Origin of the sequence: Curtobacterium sp. RIT-PI-V (genome assembly GCF_025642935.1) — a bacterium.
Lineage (GTDB): Bacteria > Actinomycetota > Actinomycetes > Actinomycetales > Microbacteriaceae > Curtobacterium.
Window position 1 is genome coordinate 1 of the sequence record NZ_JANZKM010000032.1, and the last position, 18467, is coordinate 18467.

Below are 18467 nucleotides of genomic sequence, written 5' to 3' on the forward strand. Positions count from 1 at the left end.
CCGCGGCCGCTCCGGTCCCGCAGGCGGCTCCGGTTCCGCCGCCCGCCGCCGCACCCCCGGCCGCCGTCCCGGCGCCGGCCGCTGCCGCACCCGCACCGGCCGCGCCGAGCGCGACCGCCGCCGCCGCGGTGCCGAACCCGACGCAGGACGGCGCGGCCTCCGGCTACGTCACCCCGCTCGTCCGCAAGCTCGCCAACGAGCAGGGCGTCGACCTGTCCACCGTCACCGGTTCCGGTGTCGGCGGTCGCATCCGGAAAGAGGACGTGCTCGCGGCCGTCGCGAAGGCCCCGGCCGCCGGTGGTGCAGCTGCACCCGCTGCCGTGTCCGGTCCGTTCGTCGCCGAGGTCTCGCCACTGCGCGGCACCCGCGAGAAGATGACCCGCCTGCGCAAGGTCGTGGCCGAGCGCGCCGTGCAGTCGATGACCTCGACCGCACAGCTCACGAGCGTCGTCGAGGTGGACGTCACGAAGGTGGCGCAGTTCCGCGACGCGCACAAGGCGGAGTTCCTCGAGAAGACCGGTTCGAAGCTCTCCTTCATGCCGTTCTTCGCCCTGGCGGCGTCCGAGGCACTCAAGGCCCACCCGAAGATCAACTCGACGGTCGAGGGTGACGAGATCGTCTACCCGGAGTCCGAGAACGTCTCCATCGCGGTGGACACCGAGCGCGGCCTGCTGACCCCGGTCATCAAGGACGCAGCCTCGCTCGACCTGGCGCAGTTCTCGAAGTCCATCGCGGACCTCGCGGAGCGCACCCGGAACAACCAGCTCAAGCCCGACGAGCTCGCCGGCGGAACGTTCACGCTCACGAACACCGGTTCGCGTGGCGCGCTGTTCGACACCCCCGTGGTGTTCCTGCCGCAGTCGGCGATCCTCGGTACCGGCATCGTCACGAAGCGTCCCGCGGTCGTGAAGGTCGACGGCCAGGAAGCGATCGCGATCCGTTCGTTCGTGTACCTCGCGCTGTCGTACGACCACCGGATCATCGACGGTGCGGACGCCTCGCGCTACCTGGTCGCGGTCAAGAACCGCCTGGAAGAGGGCAACTTCGCCCCCAACCTCGGGTACTGACCCAGCACGACGGCCGACGGCCCCGGTTCCCCTCGTGGGGAGCCGGGGCCGTTCCCGTTCCCGCTCCGACTCGGGTTCGCGTCGGCACCCGGGGCGTCAGCCACCACCACCAGCCGCACCGGCTCCCGGTCCGGCACCGAGCACGGACACCGCGGCGACGACCGTGCCGATCGCGACGACGACCCCGACCACGGCGCGGCGGAGCGGCAACCGCCGACCAGCACCGAGCGGGATGCCGAACTCGACGACCTCGCGCAGTCGAGCCGCTGGGCCCGTCGTGACGACCGGCGGGTCTGCCTCGACGAACACCAGGTCGGCCGGCGGTGGGGCCCACCGGAACGGCCGCGGAGGCGCCGCAGCCCGGACCGCGTCGAGCGCCGCACGCACGGTGCTGCGGTCGCCGTCGAGCGCCGCGAGGAGCGCAGCGTCCACCTCGTCGCGACTCGGATCGCGCGGGTCGACACGGTCCCAGACGACCCGGGCGGCGAGTACGAGGACCCGTGCAGCATCGTCGCCGGGCAGCTCCGTGCCGTCGCGGACGGCTCCAGCCGGGTGATCGCACAGCACCACGGCGCCGGCGTCGTCCACCAGGACGTCGTCGATCCCGGCGACGCCGAGGCGCACCGCGCCGTCCACGGCGGCGGCGAGGAGCTCGAGCAGCGGTACGCAGAGCGTCACGGCGACCCCGGTCGTCGGGGTGCCGAGGCGGTCCAGCGCCACCGGGAGCGGCGTCCCGCGTGGGCGGTCGAGCAGGGTCACCAGCCCGCCGGCCCCGGTCCGGCCCACCGCCTCGACGGGGACCAGGTGGCGGTGTCCGGAGGCGCACCGGTCTGCGATCCAGGACGCCGCGGCAGCGTCGTCGGCCGGCACGACCCAACGATCACTGCGGGCGGCGTCGATGCTCTGGTCGGTGCTCGTGTCCATGGTGACGAGCGTGGCGGCGGCGGGTCGGGCCTCCTGTCCGTCCTGCACGGTCTGTGGACAACGCGTGTTCGCGCACAGCCGGACCGACGGCGGTCTCCCCCGGACCGCAGAGGCCGTATCCTGTCAGCATGGCACGCAGCACTTCCACAGACACGAAGGCGAAGGAGCCGGGGCGTCTCAAGCAGATGTTCCAGGTCTTCCAGATGACCCGACGGGCCGACCCGTCGTCCGTCTGGTGGTTCGCCCTCGCATTCGTCGGCCCCGTCGTCCTCGGCATCGTGTTGGCGCTGGTGCTCCCGGGCCAGAACTGGCTCGCGATGATCCTGTGGATCGTCGCCGGCGTCCTGATGGGCGTGCTGCTCTTCCTCATCGTCCTCGGCCGGCTGGCCGAGCGGGCGGCGTACTCCCAGATCGAGGGCCAGCCCGGCGCCGTCGGTGCGGTGCTCTCCAACTCACTGCGCCGACAGTGGCGCTCCAGCGAGATGCCCGTCGCCGTGCACGGACGCTCGCAGTCCGCGGTCTACCGCGCGGTGGGGCGCCCCGGCGTCGTCCTCATCACCGAGGGCCAGCGCGGCAACCTCAACCGTCAGGTCGAGGAAGAGCGCCGCAAGGTCCAGCGCATCGTCCCGAACGTCGCGGTGCACATCGTCCACGTCGGCGACGGTGACGAAGCGGTGACGCTGCACAAGCTCCCGCGCGTGATGAACAAGTACAAGAAGTCGCTGAACCGCAACGAGGTCCTGGCCGTCGCGAACCGCCTCGACTCCCTGACGCAGAGCCCCGCGGCCGCGATCCCGAAGGGCATGGACCCGATGCGTGCCCGTGCCGGACGTCCGCGCTGACCAGTCCTCGGACCACCACGCAGAACGCCCCCGACCGTGCCAGGTCGGGGGCGTTCTGCGTTCGCTGCGGCCGGTGGGGGCCGCGAGTGGTGCGAGGTTGTTCACTCGGTGCGAGGACGGAACGACGCACGGAGTGATCAACCTCGCACCAGCCAAAGGACCCCGGGTCAGCGGCGGACGAGCACCGTGCCGGCGATGCGGTCGTGCGCGCCGCGGCTGTCCCGGTCGATGATGAGCGCCGGCACCACCAGGCAGAGCAGGACGGTCCGGACGACCGGGCGCCACACCCCCACGTACCCCCCGCGCATCGGCACGACGCGCAGCCCGACGCAGATGTGCCCGAACGACCCGGACAGCAGGCAGATGAACAGCACCTGGAGCGCGGCGAAGATCGCCAGCTGCACCCACGAGTGGGCGATGTCCCCGGAGCCGTTGACCGGCGACCAGACCCCGGTCACGTAGGCGATGAGGTCGGCGAGGGCTCCGTCGATGAGCAGGGCGACGATCCGGCGTCCGATCCGACCGACGCTGCGGGGTCCTTCCTCCGGCAGACCGAGGTCCTTGCCCGGCCAGCCATCGGGGTGCTCGGAGGGCGCGGACGGACTGGAGGAGCTGCGGGCCATGCCCCCAGCGTAGGCGACGGGCCGCCCGTAACACGCCTGAAACAATTCAGTCACGTCCGGGAAACCCCGTGTCAATAGCCTCGTCGGAGGTGCCTTGATCGGTACCTCCGACATCACCCAACCCATTGGAGATCGGCCCCCATGTTCAGCGATTCCTCCGAGGTCCTGGCCTTCATCAAGGACACCGACGTCAAGTTCCTCGACATCCGATTCACGGACCTGCCGGGTGTGCAGCAGCACTTCAACATCCCCGCCTCGACCGTCGACGAGGACTTCTTCTCGGTCGGCCAGCTCTTCGACGGCTCCTCGATCCGCGGGTTCGCGTCGATCCACGAGTCCGACATGCAGCTGATCCCCGATGTGACCACCGCCTACGTGGACCAGTTCCGCGCCGAGCGCACGCTCATCATGATCTTCGACATCTACAACCCGCGGAACGGCGAGATCTACGGCCGCGACCCGCGCCAGGTGGCGAAGAAGGCCGAGAAGTACCTCGCGTCGACGGGCATCGCAGACACCGCGTTCTTCGCCCCCGAGGCCGAGTTCTACATCTTCGACGACGTCCGCTACTCCGTCACCCAGAACGAGTCGTTCTACGCGGTCGACTCCGAAGAGGGCGCCTGGAACACCGGTCGTGACGAAGAGGGCGGCAACCTCGCCAACAAGACCCCGTACAAGGGTGGCTACTTCCCCGTGTCGCCGGTCGACAAGACCGCCGATTTGCGCGACGACATCACCCTCAAGCTGATCGACGCGGGCTTCGAGCTCGAGCGCTCGCACCACGAGGTGGGCACCGGCGGCCAGCAGGAGATCAACTACAAGTTCGACACGATGGTCCACGCCGCGGACGACATCCTGAAGTTCAAGTACATCGTCAAGAACACGGCCGACCAGTGGGGCAAGGTCGCCACGTTCATGCCGAAGCCGCTCTTCGGCGACAACGGCTCGGGCATGCACACCCACCAGTCGCTCTGGTCGGACGGCAAGCCGCTCTTCTACGACGAGAACGGCTACGGCGGCCTGTCCGACCTGGCCCGTTGGTACATCGGCGGTCTGCTGAAGCACGCTCCGGCGCTGCTCGCCTTCACCAACCCGTCGATCAACTCGTACCACCGCCTGGTCAAGGGCTTCGAGGCGCCGGTCAACCTGGTCTACTCGGCCGGCAACCGTTCGGCTGCGATCCGCATCCCGATCACGGGCACCAACCCGAAGGCCAAGCGCATCGAGTTCCGCGCGCCGGACGCCTCGGGCAACCCGTACCTCGCCTTCGCCGCGCAGCTGATGGCGGGCCTCGACGGCATCCAGAACCGCATCGAGCCGCACGAGCCCGTCGACAAGGACCTCTACGAGCTCCCCCCGGAAGAGGCCAAGGGCATCCCGCAGGTCCCCGGCTCCCTCGACGAGGCGCTCGACTTCCTCGAGGCGGACCACGAGTTCCTCACGAAGGGCAACGTCTTCACCGAGGACCTCATCCAGACCTGGATCGACTACAAGCGTGAGAACGAGATCCTCCCGCTGGCGCAGCGCCCGCACCCGTTCGAGTACGAGCTCTACTTCGGCGTCTGATCTTCGCTGACACACGAAGGCCCCGCACCGTCAGGTGCGGGGCCTTCTGTGTGCCGCGACAGCGACAGTGCGCCGCGAATCATCCGCAGGAATGTGTCGCTTCGGCGGGGTGGGCGGTTGCGGCGACCGCCTGGAGGCCCGGTGCCGGTCCGGCGGGCCGGCACCGGGCCTCCCGGCTGGTCGCGACGCACGTTCCTTCCCATCGCACCCGGACTGAGAAGCCGGATCGGGCGTACCTGGTGGAAAGTTCCGACCAGGCACGCCCGTCTCGGCCTGGTACGACCGTTTCGGCACGGCACCCGGGCACACGGGAACGGGGTCCGTGCCGCCCGGCACGGACCCCGCTTCGCGAACGGTGACTAGCGAGCCGTGGCCAACGAGTCGTTCGTCCCCGCTGCGACGCTCACGGGTGCACCCGCGACCGGCGTGGGCCGCCCCAGGGAACGGACGGTCCACCCCGCTTTGACCCAGTCGGAGACCGGGAGGCAGTTGCGCGCGTCGATCACGACGCGGCGACCGACGAGGTCACCGAGGGCGACCGGGTCGGCGGTGATGATCTCGTCCCACTCGGTGAGGACGAGGACGACGTCGGCGCCCTCGATCGCGTCCGTCATCGACGCGGCGTAGCTCAGCGTCGGGAACGAGCGCTTCGCCGGCTCCATCGCCTCAGGGTCCCAGAGGGTGACCTGTGCGCCGCGCAGGTGGAGCGCAGCGGCCACGTTGAGCGCCGGGGAGTCCCGCACGTCGTCGGTCAGGGGCTTGAACGCAGCGCCGATGACGGCCACGCGACGGTTCAGCACCGATCCCCCGGCCGAGTCGATCGCCATGTCGATGACCCGCTGACGCTGGCCCATGTTGATCTCGTCGACCTGCTGCATGAGGCCGACGACCTGGCCCGCCCCGATCTCGTTCGCGCGGTACATGAGCGCTCGGATGTCCTTCGGCAGGCACCCGCCGCCGAACCCGAGGCCGGCGTTCAGGAACTTCCGGCCGATGCGGGCGTCGTGCCCGAGGGCATCGGCGAGCGTCGACACGTCGGCGCCCGTGATCGCGCACATCTCCGAGATCGCGTTGATGAACGAGATCTTCGTGGCGAGGAACGCGTTGGCGCTCACCTTGACGAGCTCGGCCGTCGCGAGGTCGGTGGTGATGACCGGGGTGCCCTCGCTGATGGGTGCGGCGTAGACCTCGCGGATGACGGCGTCGGCAGCCGCGGACGCGCCGCCCCAGACCAGGCGGTCCGGGTGCAGCGTGTCGTCGACGGCCTTGCCCTCGCGGAGGAACTCCGGGTTCCAGATGAGCTCGGCGTCGATCCCCGAGGGCGTGAACTCGCGGACGATGCCGCGGAGCCGTGCAGCGGTGCCGACCGGGACCGTCGACTTGCCGACGATGAGTCCCGGGTGGGTGAGGTTCTCGGCGACGCCGCGGGTGGCGCTCTCGACGTACGCCAGGTTCGCGGCGTGCGAGCCGGCCTTCTGCGGGGTGCCGACGCAGACGAAGTGAACGTCGGCTGCGGCGACGGCCGAGGCGATGTCGGCGGTGAAGCGGAGCTTGCCGCTGGCGACGTGCTTCGTGATGAGCTCGGGCAGGCCGGGCTCGAAGAACGGCACCTCGCCGGCGGACAACGCGGCGAGCTTCGCCGGGTCGACGTCCACGCCGATGGTCTCGAAGCCCATCTCGGCCATGGCGGCCGCGTGGGTGGCACCGAGGTAGCCGGTGCCGATGACGCTGATGACGGGTGCGGGGCGGGTGTCGGCCTGGTCGGGCGACTTCTTGGACGCGGTCATGGCGTGACCTCCTGCAGGTCGTAGTCGATGTCGTTGCGCTTGATGCCCTCGGCGAAGGCCGCCAGGGAGTCGGCTCGCGAGTTGAGTCGCCAGTCGTTGGTGGAGCGGACGCCGTCCACGACCGTGGTCGCGGTCTCGCTGAAGTACGAGAACCCGATGATGTCGGCGTTGGCGGGGTCGGCCAGGGCGTCGAAGAGCGAGGTGATCCACTTCGACTTCTGGCCGCCCGAGACGGTGGTGCCGCTCTCGGTGGCGCCGATCTCACTGAGCAGGATCTTCTTGCCCGGTGCGACCTCGCGCAGCTGCTGCACGGTGGCGGCGAAGGTGTTCGCGAAGGTCGGGTCCTCGGAGGCCGTGCGGTAGTACCCGCTCATGCCGACCCAGTCGACGTAGTCGGCACCCGGGTAGTAGTTCTGCATGTAGTCGAGCGTCTGGTACTTCGCGTTGCCGAGCTTGTCGATGCGGCTCGGCGCCCAGTTCCAGATGACGTAGTCGTTCGCGCCGTTCGCCTGGAAGACGTCGTGCACGTGCTGCCACATCTTCACGTACGACTGCTTCGCGTTCTGCTGGGCGTCGCCCTCGGACCAGTTGTACCAGGAGCCGTTCATCTCGTGGTCGAGACGGATGACCATCGGCTGCCCGTTCGCCTTCAGCGCCTTGGCGTACTTCGTCAGGTACGCGTCGAAGTCACCGTCGGTGATGTCCTTGTTGGTGTAGCCGGCGACGTACTTCTGGTCGTTGCCGGTCTGCGCGGGCGCGGTCTCCCAGGTCATGAGCGGCACGCGGCCGTTCGCCCACGAGCGCTGGATCGCACTCGCGTTGAACTCCTGGTCGAAGCCCTGGAAGAACCCGGTCATGTTCGACGCGGTGCCGACCTGCCGGGAGACCTCGTCGTACTCGGCCCAGTTGAACGGGGACTGCGCCGTGTAGAGGCCGTACCAGCGCGACTGCTGCCCGAGGATCTCGGCCTTGGTCGGCACGGCGACGGGCGTGGTGCCCGGGTCGGTCGACGGACCGGGGTTGGGGTTGGTCACCCCGCCGTTGCCGCCACCCGAACCACCGGCCGAACCGCTGCCCGACCCGGCGCCCGACCCGTTGTCGGACGCGACCGAGCCGGACCCGGAACCGGAGCCCGAGGTGCCGGCCCCGTTCGCACCGGAACCCGACGCGCTGACGGAGGACGAGCCTCCCGAGTTCTTCGCCGCACCGAGCTGGGACTGGAGCGACGCGATCTGCGCCTTGAGCTCCGTGATCTGGTCGCCACGCGACCCGGCCTGGGCCGTGCGGGAGTCGAGCTTGCCCTCGAGCGCCCAGATGCGGTCCTGGGCGGCGTCGAGCTGCGTCTGCAGTTCGGCGGCCGACACCTTCTTGGCCTTCGGGGCGGTGACCCCGAGGGCCTGGTGGACGGCGGTGGAGACGGGGCCGGCCGGGGAGACCCAGACCGACCAGGTGATGAGGGCGAGGGCGAGGACGATGGCGGTCGTGCCGACGGCCGTCCAGCGGGCGTGCTTGCTCGACTGCGCCCACCACGTACTGGAGGAGCGGATGATGTCAGACAATGAGGAAGGCCTCCAGGACGAAGATCGCGATGCCGATGCAGTACGGGATCGCGGCGTACGGGTTGTACCGGCGGGCCTTCACGGGGGCGGTCCGTGGGGCTGCGGGCTGCACTGCTGCTGCAGCAGCGGCCTCGCGCCGGGTCGCGAGCACGGTCGTGGTGGAGTTGGTGGTGGCGTCGGCCCCGAAGAGCTCGTCGAACGCGCGGTCCACGGCCACCTGGTCGCTCCCGAGGGGCACGCGGCCGTCGACGGCCCGAGCACGGTCCGCGGCGTCGATCGGGCTCACCGGGGTCTGGGTGCCGAAGGACGACGGCTGCGCCGCGTCGGACGGGTCCTCCTGCATCGGACCGCCGGCGTAGGCGCCCGCACGGGTCCCCCAGCCGGACGCGTGCGCCAGGCGGAAGAAGCCGATGAGCCGGATCGGCATGAGGAAGAACGTCGACACGATGATGAACATCGGCAGGCGGAAGAAGTCACTCGGCTTCTCGGCCAGGTGGCGCATCTGCCGGATGGCCATGCTGAGCACCGACGAGACGACCATCAGTGCGGCGACGTAGACGAAGCCCGTCGAGAATCCGTACTGCGACAGGATGCCCTGGTACAGGTTCTCGCCCTGCCCGGTGAAGGCCCGGTAGATCCAACCGGCGATCACGCCGAAGAGCATGAACGGCAGGATGATGTCGGTGATGAAGAACGCCGCGAGCACCGGGGCGTGACCGAGCATCCACGGCAGCATGCGCAGCGTGTTGTACTGCGAACCGCGGGCCCAGCGGAGCTGCTGCTTGAACAGCTTCTTCACCTGCAGCGGGGCGTCCGTGTAGACCAGCGAGGTGTACTGGTAGACGGTCCGGTACCCCTCCTTGAGCGTGAGGTTCGTGAGCGTGCGGTCGTCGGAGACCTCGAGGAACACGCCCATGAACTTCTCGTGCATGAACTTGTCCATGACGCGCATCAGGATGCTCCGCCGGAAGGCGATCGTGCGCCCGGGCAGGCAGCCGATCTGCCCGAGGACGCTCTGCGCGGGCATCGAGTAGAGCGCTCGCGAGTTCTCGAGCCAGTCGGCCCAGCGGGTGATCCAGCTGCGCTCGGGTTCGAGGATGCGCTGCCGCGTCGTGACACCGCCGACGGACTCGTCGGCGAACGGCTTGAGGAGCTCCTCGAGCGCGCCGGGGGTCCAGACGGTGTCCGAGTCGACGAGCACCGTGATGTCACCGTTGGACATCTCGGTGCCGACCTTGACGGCGTTGCGCTTGCCCGGGATGGGCGTGTGCGTCCAGCGGACGAGCGGGGCGAACTCGTCGCAGACGGCTTCGAGCGCCTCGTTGCGGGCGCCGTTGATGACGACGATGATCTCGCCGGGTCGCTGCTCGACCATGCGACCGATGACGTCGCGGAACAGGTCGAGCGGTTCGTCCACGACGGGGACGACGACGCTGGTGGTACCGACGAAGGTGCCGGTGAACGGGCGGTAACGGGCGGAGATGACGACCTTGACCAACCAGAGCAACCAGATCACCGCGGAGTACACGGCGAACAGGTAGAACTCGGGGTGGCCTTCGACCATCTGCCTGATCTGCAGAATGAAGGTGAACACTGATCCCTGCTTCAACGTTCGAGGTGGAGATTCCGCGACGTTGGGGAATCAGGGTCGGTTCGGGTGACCCCATTGACGCAGAAACCTGAACCCCGGCGCAACGCGACCCCCGTCCGGGGGCGTTACGGGCGCGTTACGGGGTACACACTTGTCCCCATCTCCACCGGGACCGGTGGTCCCCCCTCGTGCTGACAGCACTCCTGCGGACCACCTGCCCGACATCGGCCGCCGGTACACACGTGGACCGGGGCCGGGAGGCGCGGGTCGGCTCGGGCGGAAACCCCCGGTCAGCAGGTGGTTGCGTGGCGTGTCGGGGGGCACCGGAAATGAGCGCCTGGAGGTCAGGTGGGAGTTCGGTCACGACGTGGTAACAGTACCGGCGCGGTCCGAACAGGGGTACGGCCAGCGTCGCAACGGGGGACACTGCGTGACACGGAGATTTAACCTCCGACGACTGCTCGGTTCCGTGCCGGGCGCGCGACCTCGGGCGTGTCGCCGCTGGGTCAGGCGCCGTAGAACTCGCGCTCGAAGACCTGTCGTGCGCGTCGGGTGACGCCGAGGTAGTCCTCTTCGAGCTCGCTCGCCGAGCCGGGCGGGTACTCCATCAGCCGCGCGACACCCTCGAGCTGGACGCGGTCGACGGGCAGGACGTCGGTCGTCTTCCCCGACCAGAGCACCAGCGCACTGCGCGTCCGCGAGGAGAAGCGCCAGGCCGCGCCGAGCCGCTCGCCGTCGTCGGCGCTGACGAACCCGGCGGCCACGGCACCGTCGAGTGCCTCGAGCGTCGAGGTCGTGCGGAGCGCGGGGAACTCGAGCGCGTGCTGGAGCTGCAGGAGCTGGACGAACCACTCGACGTCGCTGAGCGATCCGCGCCCGAGCTTGAGGTGACGAGCCGGGTCAGCACCGCGGGGCAGCCGCTCGGACTCGACGCGGGCCTTGATGCGTCGGACCTCGCGCACCTCGTTCTCGTCGATGCGCTCCGGGTAGCGCGTGCGGTCGGCCAGGTGCTCGAAGTCCCGGAGCAGCTGGGCGTCGCCGACGGCGCCACGGGCACGGAGCAGCGCCTGCGCCTCCCACGTCAGCGACCACCGGGCGTAGTAGGCGCCGTAGGACTCCAGCGTGCGCGCCACCGGGCCGTTCTTGCCCTCGGGGCGCAGGTCGATGTCGAGGTCGAGCGGGTGGACGGTGTCCTCGGTGAGCCGGTTCAGCTCGCGCACGATGGTCTGTGCCGTGCGGGAGGCCACCTCGGTCGCCAGGTCCGGCGCGCGGTACACGTAGAGGACGTCGGCGTCGGAACCGAAGCCGAGCTCCCGTCCGCCGTAGCGTCCCATCGCGATGATCCCGAACTCGAAGTCCGCGGGGGCGTCGCGTCGGGCGAGCGCGAGCGCCCCGGCGAGCGTCGCCTCGGTCACGTCGCTGAGTGCAGCGCCCAGGGCGTCCACGTCGAGGTGGCCGAGCACCGCCGCCATGCCGAGACGGAGGGTCTCGCGGCGGCGCGCCGAGCGCAGCAGGCTGGCCGCACCGTCGACGTCGTTGCCGTGCCGCGCCGTGGTCGCGGTCATCTCGGCGAGCAACGAGTCCATCGGGCGGGCACGCAGGAGCGACTCGGGCTCGTCGAGCCAGGCAACGGCCTCGGGGAACCGCTCGAGCAGACCGGACAGGAACGCCGACTCCGACAGCACAGTGGTCAGCGAGTGCGCAGCCCCGGACGAGTCGCGGAGCATCCGGAGGAACCAGCTGGACTCCCCCAGGGTGTCGCTGAGCCGTCGGAACGCCAGCAGGGCCCGGTCGGGCGCCGGCCCCTCGGCCATCCACCGCAGGAGCACCGGCAGCAGGTTCCGCTGGATCGCCGCACGTCGGCTCGTGCCCTGAGTGAGCGCCCGGATGTGCCGCAGCGCACCGGGCGGGTCGACGAACCCGACGCCAGCGAGCCGGTCGACGACCTGGTCGTCGGTCAGCACGATCTCGCCCTCGGTCGTGGCGACGGCGGACAGCAGCGGACGGTAGAACAGCCGCTCGTGCAGGCCCCGGACCTCGAGCTTGACCGCGCGCCACCGGGTCTCGAGGGCTGCGGCCGAGGAGGCCAGACCGCTCGACCGGGCGAGGACGCGGAGCTCGTCCTCATCGGTCGGCATCAGGTGCGTCCGCTGCAGTCGGCGGAGCTGGATGCGGTGTTCGAGGACTCGGAGCAGCGCGTAGTCCGGACCGAAGTGGGCGGCCTCGGCGCGTCCGACGTACCCGGCGGCGGTCAGGGCGTCCATCGCCTCGAGGGTGGAACGGACTCGAACGGACTCGTCGTCACGTCCGTGCACGAGCTGCAGGAGCTGCACCGTGAACTCGACGTCGCGCAGGCCACCCGGACCGAGCTTGAGCTGCCGGTCGACCTCGCCGTCGGGGATGTGGTCGGTGACGCGCTCGCGCATCCGCTGCACCGACTCGACGAACCCGGGGCGCGCCGACGAGCTCCACACGAACGGTGCGACCGCCTCGGCGTAGCGTGCACCGAGGTCGGCCGAACCGGCGATCGGCCGGGCCTTGAGGAGCGCCTGGAACTCCCACGACTTCGCCCAGCGTTCGTAGTACGCGACGTGCGAGTCGAGCGTGCGGACGAGGGCACCGTCCTTGCCCTCCGGTCGCAGGTTCGCGTCGACCTCCCACAGACCGGGTTCGGCAGCCAGGTCGGTGATCGCGTGGGTCGCGGCGATCGCGATCCGCGTCGAGATGAGGACGGCACGGTCGGTGCCGATGTCGTCGGTGGACTCGGTGACGAAGATGACGTCGACGTCGCTGACGTAGTTGAGCTCGCGTGCGCCGGCCTTGCCCATCGCGATCACCGCGAGCGGGGTGGCGGCGACGTCGGCGGCCGGGAACGGCACCTCGCGCCGGGCGACGTCGACCGCGGCGTCGAGCGCTGCCCCGGCGAGGTCGGCCAGTCCGGCAGCGACGGCCGGGAACGCCTCGGTCGGCGACGAGTGCAGCACGTCGTACAGGGCGATCTGCGCGAGGTGCCGGCGGTACCGCACCCGCAGGCACATCCGTGCGTCCTCGCCGGTGGCACCGTCGATCGCCTCGAGCAGCGACGCCGTGTACCGCTCCTGCGACCACGGCGCGACGACGGGCTCGAGCAGCAGTGCGAGCTCGGCGGGCCGACGGTGCAGGAACTCACCCAGACCGACCGAGGCGCCGAGCAGGCGGATCAGCCGTTCCGTCGCCGCCTCGTCCGCCAGGACGGGGCGGAGCTCGTCCGGAGCACGCTCCAACAGCCGTTCCAGCAGCCGCAGCGCGCCGTCGGGATCCGCGGTGATGCCCCAGAGCGCCGGGGTCCCGCTGACCGGAAGCGGCACGACGGAGCCGAACCGCGCCTCCAGGTCGGCGATCCGCTCCAGGCTCTCCGACAGCTCGGCGAAGCCCAGGCGGGCCAACTCGGAACGCGACGACGTCGTCCGACCGGTCATCTGGTGCGCTCGCTCAGAGGGCGCCGAGGTTGGTGTCGAGCTCGAACGGCGTGACCTGGTCGCGGTAGCGCTTCCACTCCTGCCGCTTGTTGAGGAGCACGAAGTTGAACACGTGCTCGCCGAGCGTCTCGGCGACGAGCTCGGAGTCCTCCATCAGGCTGAGGGCGTGGTCGAGGCTCGATGGCAGCTGGCTGTACCCGAGGGCACGACGCTCGGCGTCGGTCAGGCTCCAGACGTCGTGCTCGGCCTCGGCCGGCAGCTCGTACTCTTCCTCGATGCCCTTCAGCCCCGCAGCGAGCAGCAGCGAGTACGCCAGGTACGGGTTCGCCGCCGAGTCGATGCCGCGGTACTCGATGCGCGACGACTGGCCCTTGTTGGGCTTGTACAGCGGCACGCGCACGAGCGCCGAGCGGTTGTTGTGGCCCCACGTCACGAAGGACGGGGCTTCGTCGCCACCCCAGAGGCGCTTGTACGAGTTCACGAACTGGTTCGTGACCGCGGTGATCTCCGGTGCGTGCTTGAGCACGCCGGCGATGAAGTGCTTGGCGGTGCGGGACAGCTGGTACTCGCCGCCGGCCTCGTAGAACGCGTTCTGGTCGCCCTCGAAGAGCGAGACGTGCGTGTGCATGCCCGAGCCCGGCTGACCGGAGATCGGCTTCGGCATGAAGGTCGCGTAGACGCCCTGCTCGATCGCGACCTCCTTCACGACGGTGCGGAAGGTCATGATGTTGTCCGCCATCGTCAGTGCGTCGGCGTAGCGGAGGTCGATCTCGTTCTGGCCCGGGCCGGCCTCGTGGTGGCTGAACTCCACCGAGATGCCGAGGTCCTCGAGCATCCGGACGGAGCGACGACGGAAGTCGTGCGCGCTGCCGCCGGGGACGTTGTCGAAGTAGCCGGCCTGGTCGACGGGCTGCGGCCCGCCGTCCTTCCACTCGCGGCTCTTGAGCAGGTAGAACTCGATCTCGGGATGCGTGTAGAACGTGAACCCACGCTCGCTCGCCCGGGCCAGCGTGCGCTTCAGCACGTTGCGCGGGTCGGCGACGGCGGGCTGGCCGTCCGGCGTCGTGATGTCGCAGAACATCCGCGCGGTCGGGTCGACCTCGCCGCGCCACGGCAGGATCTGGAACGTCGAGGGGTCCGGGTGCGCGAGCACGTCGGCCTCGTACGAGCGGGAGAGGCCCTCGATCGCGGAGCCGTCGAACCCGATGCCCTCGGCGAAGGCACCCTCGACCTCGGCCGGGGCGATCGCCACCGACTTCAGCGTCCCGATGACGTCCGTGAACCAGAGTCGGATGAACTTGATGCCGCGCTCCTCGATGGTGCGGAGCACGAAGTCCGTCTGCTTGTCCATGCACGACCTTTCCGTGTATCGGGTGGCCGCGGGCGGGCCTCGTCCCAGGCTAGTGGTCCGGCGGCGTGCGCGGGGCCGTGCGACGCGTCAGTGGTCCGTCACGGTGCCGTCGCAGGTCCGTCACTGGTCGTCGGCGTCCCACTTCTCGTTGTTCGCCGCGATGCGGTCGAGCGCGTGCTGCGCTTCCTCGCGCGTGTCGAACGGGCCGATGCGGTCACGCTGCGGGGACTGCGGACCCTGCTCGACCTGGCCGGTCTTGTCGTTGAACCACCACTGGGACTCGATGCGTTCGTCGCTCATGTCGCCCACCGTACCCAGGTGACGGCCTGGAGGCCCGGTGCCGGTCCGCCGGACCCGCACCGGGCCTCCAGGCAGTCACGCCCACCCCGTCGGGCCGCACCGTGGGGCGGTTGCGCTCGGCGCGTCGCGCCGCGGCTAGAGTGGTCGGCATGCCCCGGGACGAACACGGACACCTGACCGCCGGCCGCATCTCCCCGCTCCGGCCCGTCCCGAAGGACATCGAGCGCCCGGAGTACGTCGGCAAGGTCGAACCGCACGAGCACGGCCTCGGTGACACGTACTCCCCCGACGAGGTCGAGCGCATCCGCACCGCCGGCCGCATCGCGTCCCAGGCCATCGACGCCGTCGGCGCGGCGATCCGTCCCGGCGTGACCACCGACGAACTCGACCGCATCGGCCACGACTTCGTCGTCGCACACGGCGCCTACCCGTCGACGCTCGGGTACCGCGGCTACCCGAAGTCCCTGTGCTCGAGCCTCAACGAGGTCATCTGCCACGGCATCCCCGACGACACCGTCCTGCAGGAGGGCGACCTCGTCAACATCGACATCACCGCCTACAAGGACGGGATGCACGGCGACACGAACCGCACCTTCATCGTCGGTCAGGCGTCGCAGGAGGTCGAGGACCTCGTGACCCGCACCCGGCTCGCCCTCGAGCGCGGCATCAAGGCCGTCGCACCGGGCCGGCAGGTGAACGTCATCGGCCGCGCCATCGAGGCGTACGCGAAGCGCTTCGGCTACGGCGTGGTCCGCGACTACACCGGCCACGGCGTGGGTCGTGCCTTCCACTCCGGCCTGATCATCCCGCACTACGACGCGCCGCAGTACGACGACGTCATCGAGCAGGGCATGGTGTTCACCATCGAGCCCATGCTGACCCTCGGCGGGATCGAGGCCGACATCTGGTCCGACGACTGGACGGTCTCGACGCGCGACAAGTCGTGGACCGCCCAGTTCGAGCACACCCTCGTCGTCACCGAACGCGGCGCGGAGCTCCTCACCGTCTCCTGACCGGACACCCCTTCCTGACCGGGCACTCCGGCAGGCAACCGAAAGGCACGACAACCTCATGACCTCCCTCGCAGTCGGCGTCGACATCGGTGGTACGGGCATCAAGGGCGCGATCGTCGACGTCGCGTCCGGTGAACTGACCACGGACCGCATCAAGAAGGCCACCCCGGAGGGCGGGAAGCCCCACGACATCACCGCCGTCGTCGCGTCGATCCTCGAGGAGCTCGCCCCCGCGGCCGACGTCCCCGTCGGCGTGTGCTTCCCCGCGATCGTGCGGGACGGCAAGACCATGTCGGCTGCGAACGTCTCGAAGAAGTGGATCGGCTTCGAGGCCGAGGCGCTGTTCGAGAAGGAGCTCGGCCGCGCCATCCACTTCGTCAACGACGCCGACGCCGCCGGGTTCGCCGAGCAGCAGTTCGGCGCCGCGAAGGGCAAGGACGGCCTGGTGATCGTCACGACGCTCGGCACCGGGATCGGCAGCGCGCTCATCAACGACGGTGTGCTCATCGTGAACTCGGAGCTCGGGCACCTGGAGATCGACGGGCACGACGCCGAGTCACGCGCGTCCTTCGCGGCCAAGGAGCGCGACGACCTGTCGTGGAAGCACTGGGCGAAGCGCCTGCAGACCTACTACTCGACGCTCGAGGCCCTGCTCTCCCCCGAGCTCTTCGTCGTCGGCGGCGGCGTGTCGAAGCAGTACGAGGAGTTCCTGCCGCTGCTCGACCTGCAGGCGGAGATCATCCCTGCGACGCTGCGCAACAACGCCGGCATCATCGGTGCCGCGACCCTGGCTGCCCGCAGCGCCTGACCGGGCGGCCGGTCGGATCGTCGGGCCCGCTCCGTGCGGTGTGAGCGTGGTTCGACGCGCCCGGCCGCTGGCACCGAGGTTCCACGACTCGCCGCCTGCAGTGCGCCGAGGTTCCACGGGGACCCCTCGTGCGCGCCGACATGCCGAGATCCCGGAACCTCGGGACCGGGGACCGGGGACCGGGGACCCGGAACCTCGGGACCGGGGACCGAGAGCCGAGGGCCGGGCACGGGCACGGGCGTGGGGCCGGTAGACTCGGCCCTGCGAATGGGTCGGTGAGACGGTCGCGTCACTCCCCCGGGAGTGCCGAGGAACGTCCGGGCTCCACAGAGCAGGGCGGTGGGTAACACCCACCCGGAGCAATCCGCGAGACAGTGCCACAGAAAGCAGACCGCCGGCGGCAACGTCGGTAAGGGTGAAACGGTGGTGTAAGAGACCACCAGGGGTCCGGGTGACCGGATCCGCTCGGTAAACCTCGCCCGGAGCAAGGTCAGACAGAGGACGCTGAGGCTGCTCGCCGAGTCCTCGGGTAGACCGCTGGAGGCCGACGGCAACGTCGGTCCGAGAGAGATGGCCGTCACCGCCGTGCAAGCGGCGGGACAGAACCCGGCGTACGGCCGGCCCATTCGCCCCACTTCCACGAGAGCCGTGCTCGACGCACGGTGCGGCGCTCGCGATCCCGTGTGAGGTTGCACGCTCGGTGCAGCGCCACAACGCCGCACCGAGCGTGCAAGCTCGCACCAGGCGACGGACCCCGCATCGTGCGCCCCCGCACCGTGCACCACGGACGGGAGGCGCGGTGCCAGCTGGCTCCGCGCCTGCCGTCGGCAGCGTGCGAGCGGCTACAGCCCCGACTCGGCCGTCCGCACCAGGATCGCGTCGCTGTCCGGGCACAGCACGACGTCGTCCGGCGCGGCCCGGCGGATGTCCTGCAGGTCCGAGTTGTTCAGCGCCACGCCCGACGCCGTCGACACCCCGCCCTGCAGCAGCGACGCACCGAAGCCGTAGCGGGCACGCTGCCGGTCGTAGAGCGCGAGCAGCTCGGCCGGCACCTTCGCGGCGACGTCGGCCCGGGCCTGCTCGGCAGAGGAGCGGTCGGACGACAACCGCGCGATCTCGGCGTCACGCTCGGCCACCAGGCTGGAGCGGGCGGCTTCGACGTCGGCGAGCTGGGCCTCGATGTCGCCGACCCGGGCGCGGAGGCCGTCGAGGTTCTCCATGACCTCGAGCTCGGCGGTCTCGAGGCCACCGATGCGGCGCTGCAGCGACTCGAGCTCGTTCTGCAGCCCGGTCGCGTCCTTCGAGTTCGACACGTTCTGCAGCATCGTGGTGTCGCGCTCGACCCGGGCCTGCGCCGTGGCGGTGTCGGACTCGAGGCGGGCGAGTTCGCGTTCGGCGTCCTCGACCAGGCCGGTGGCGGTGACGAGTTCGCTGCGCAGCCCGGCGGCCTTGGTGCCGAGTCCGGTGAGCTGGTCGCCCTTCTGCAGCGACGTGATGCGGTGCGCGATGCGGGTGACGTCGTTGTCGAGTCGTTGGACGTCGAGGAGGATGACCTGGTCCTCGGGTGCTGCCTTCATG

The 18467-nt window shown here is 70.1% G+C and carries 14 protein-coding genes and 1 other RNA gene; 6 read left to right on the forward strand and 9 right to left on the reverse strand.

Annotated elements, in window-relative coordinates:
- A partial coding sequence (gene sucB / locus OGL88_RS15680) for a 2-oxoglutarate dehydrogenase, E2 component, dihydrolipoamide succinyltransferase (RefSeq protein ID WP_263092051.1) occupies positions 1-1067 on the forward strand: 1067 nt, incomplete at its 5' end.
- A gap of 96 nt (positions 1068-1163) precedes the next feature.
- Here sucB and OGL88_RS15685 read toward each other — a convergent pair.
- Positions 1164-1991 carry a hypothetical protein gene (locus OGL88_RS15685; RefSeq protein WP_263092052.1) on the reverse strand — a complete coding sequence of 276 codons (828 nt, stop codon included), beginning with the start codon at positions 1989-1991 and terminating at the stop codon, positions 1164-1166.
- A 128-nt stretch (positions 1992-2119) separates the two neighbouring features.
- On the opposite strand from OGL88_RS15685, the gene OGL88_RS15690 reads away from it, so the two are divergent.
- Positions 2120-2833, forward strand: a complete 714-nt coding sequence (locus OGL88_RS15690) for a DUF4191 domain-containing protein (RefSeq protein WP_205462326.1) — start codon at positions 2120-2122, stop codon at positions 2831-2833.
- A gap of 167 nt (positions 2834-3000) precedes the next feature.
- Here OGL88_RS15690 and OGL88_RS15695 read toward each other — a convergent pair whose 3' ends face one another.
- Positions 3001-3456 (reverse strand): RDD family protein, encoded by a 456-nt coding sequence (locus OGL88_RS15695; RefSeq protein ID WP_123292673.1) that lies wholly within the window; start codon positions 3454-3456, stop codon positions 3001-3003.
- A 141-nt stretch (positions 3457-3597) separates the two neighbouring features.
- Between OGL88_RS15695 and glnA (OGL88_RS15700) the strand changes: the two genes are divergently transcribed.
- The gene (gene glnA / locus OGL88_RS15700) at positions 3598-5022 is read left to right on the forward strand and encodes a type I glutamate--ammonia ligase (RefSeq protein WP_111087015.1); all 1425 of its coding nucleotides are present in this window, start codon (positions 3598-3600) and stop codon (positions 5020-5022) included.
- Between the two features lie 359 nt (positions 5023-5381).
- On the opposite strand, the gene OGL88_RS15705 is transcribed toward glnA (OGL88_RS15700), so the two are convergent.
- The 6 genes from OGL88_RS15705 to OGL88_RS15730 form a co-directional block, all read right to left on the reverse strand.
- Complete coding sequence (locus tag OGL88_RS15705) at positions 5382-6809, reverse strand: UDP-glucose dehydrogenase family protein (RefSeq protein ID WP_263092053.1); 1428 nt, start codon at positions 6807-6809, stop codon at positions 5382-5384.
- A complete protein-coding gene (locus tag OGL88_RS15710; RefSeq protein WP_263092054.1) occupies positions 6806-8368 on the reverse strand; it encodes a glycoside hydrolase family 26 protein in 1563 nt (520 codons plus the stop codon). Before OGL88_RS15710 ends, OGL88_RS15705 begins: the two co-directional genes overlap by 4 nt.
- A complete protein-coding gene (locus tag OGL88_RS15715) occupies positions 8361-9962 on the reverse strand; it encodes a glycosyltransferase family 2 protein (RefSeq protein WP_134193674.1) in 1602 nt (533 codons plus the stop codon). Before OGL88_RS15715 ends, OGL88_RS15710 begins: the two co-directional genes overlap by 8 nt.
- Before the next feature lie 503 nt (positions 9963-10465).
- Entirely contained in the window at positions 10466-13417 is a 2952-nt protein-coding gene (locus tag OGL88_RS15720) for a bifunctional [glutamine synthetase] adenylyltransferase/[glutamine synthetase]-adenylyl-L-tyrosine phosphorylase (RefSeq protein ID WP_263092055.1), read from the reverse strand.
- A 13-nt stretch (positions 13418-13430) separates the two neighbouring features.
- Positions 13431-14768 (reverse strand): type I glutamate--ammonia ligase, encoded by a 1338-nt coding sequence (gene glnA, locus OGL88_RS15725; protein WP_111087010.1) that lies wholly within the window; start codon positions 14766-14768, stop codon positions 13431-13433.
- 120 nt (positions 14769-14888) lie between these two features.
- Positions 14889-15068 (reverse strand): SPOR domain-containing protein, encoded by a 180-nt coding sequence (locus OGL88_RS15730; RefSeq protein WP_111087009.1) that lies wholly within the window; start codon positions 15066-15068, stop codon positions 14889-14891.
- A 149-nt stretch (positions 15069-15217) separates the two neighbouring features.
- Here OGL88_RS15730 and map point away from each other — a divergent pair, with 149 nt between their 5' ends.
- The 3 genes from map to rnpB all read left to right on the forward strand — a co-directional run bounded on the left by map (position 15218) and on the right by rnpB (position 17518).
- Positions 15218-16081, forward strand: a complete 864-nt coding sequence (map, locus tag OGL88_RS15735) for a type I methionyl aminopeptidase (protein WP_263092056.1) — start codon at positions 15218-15220, stop codon at positions 16079-16081.
- A 58-nt stretch (positions 16082-16139) separates the two neighbouring features.
- Complete coding sequence (gene ppgK, locus OGL88_RS15740; protein ID WP_123312788.1) at positions 16140-16889, forward strand: polyphosphate--glucose phosphotransferase; 750 nt, start codon at positions 16140-16142, stop codon at positions 16887-16889.
- A gap of 268 nt (positions 16890-17157) precedes the next feature.
- Positions 17158-17518, forward strand: an RNA gene (rnpB, locus tag OGL88_RS15745) — RNase P RNA component class A.
- A 213-nt stretch (positions 17519-17731) separates the two neighbouring features.
- Here rnpB and OGL88_RS15750 read toward each other — a convergent pair.
- Complete coding sequence (locus tag OGL88_RS15750) at positions 17732-18466, reverse strand: zinc ribbon domain-containing protein (protein ID WP_263092057.1); 735 nt, start codon at positions 18464-18466, stop codon at positions 17732-17734.
- Between the last annotated feature and the right edge of the window lies 1 nt (position 18467).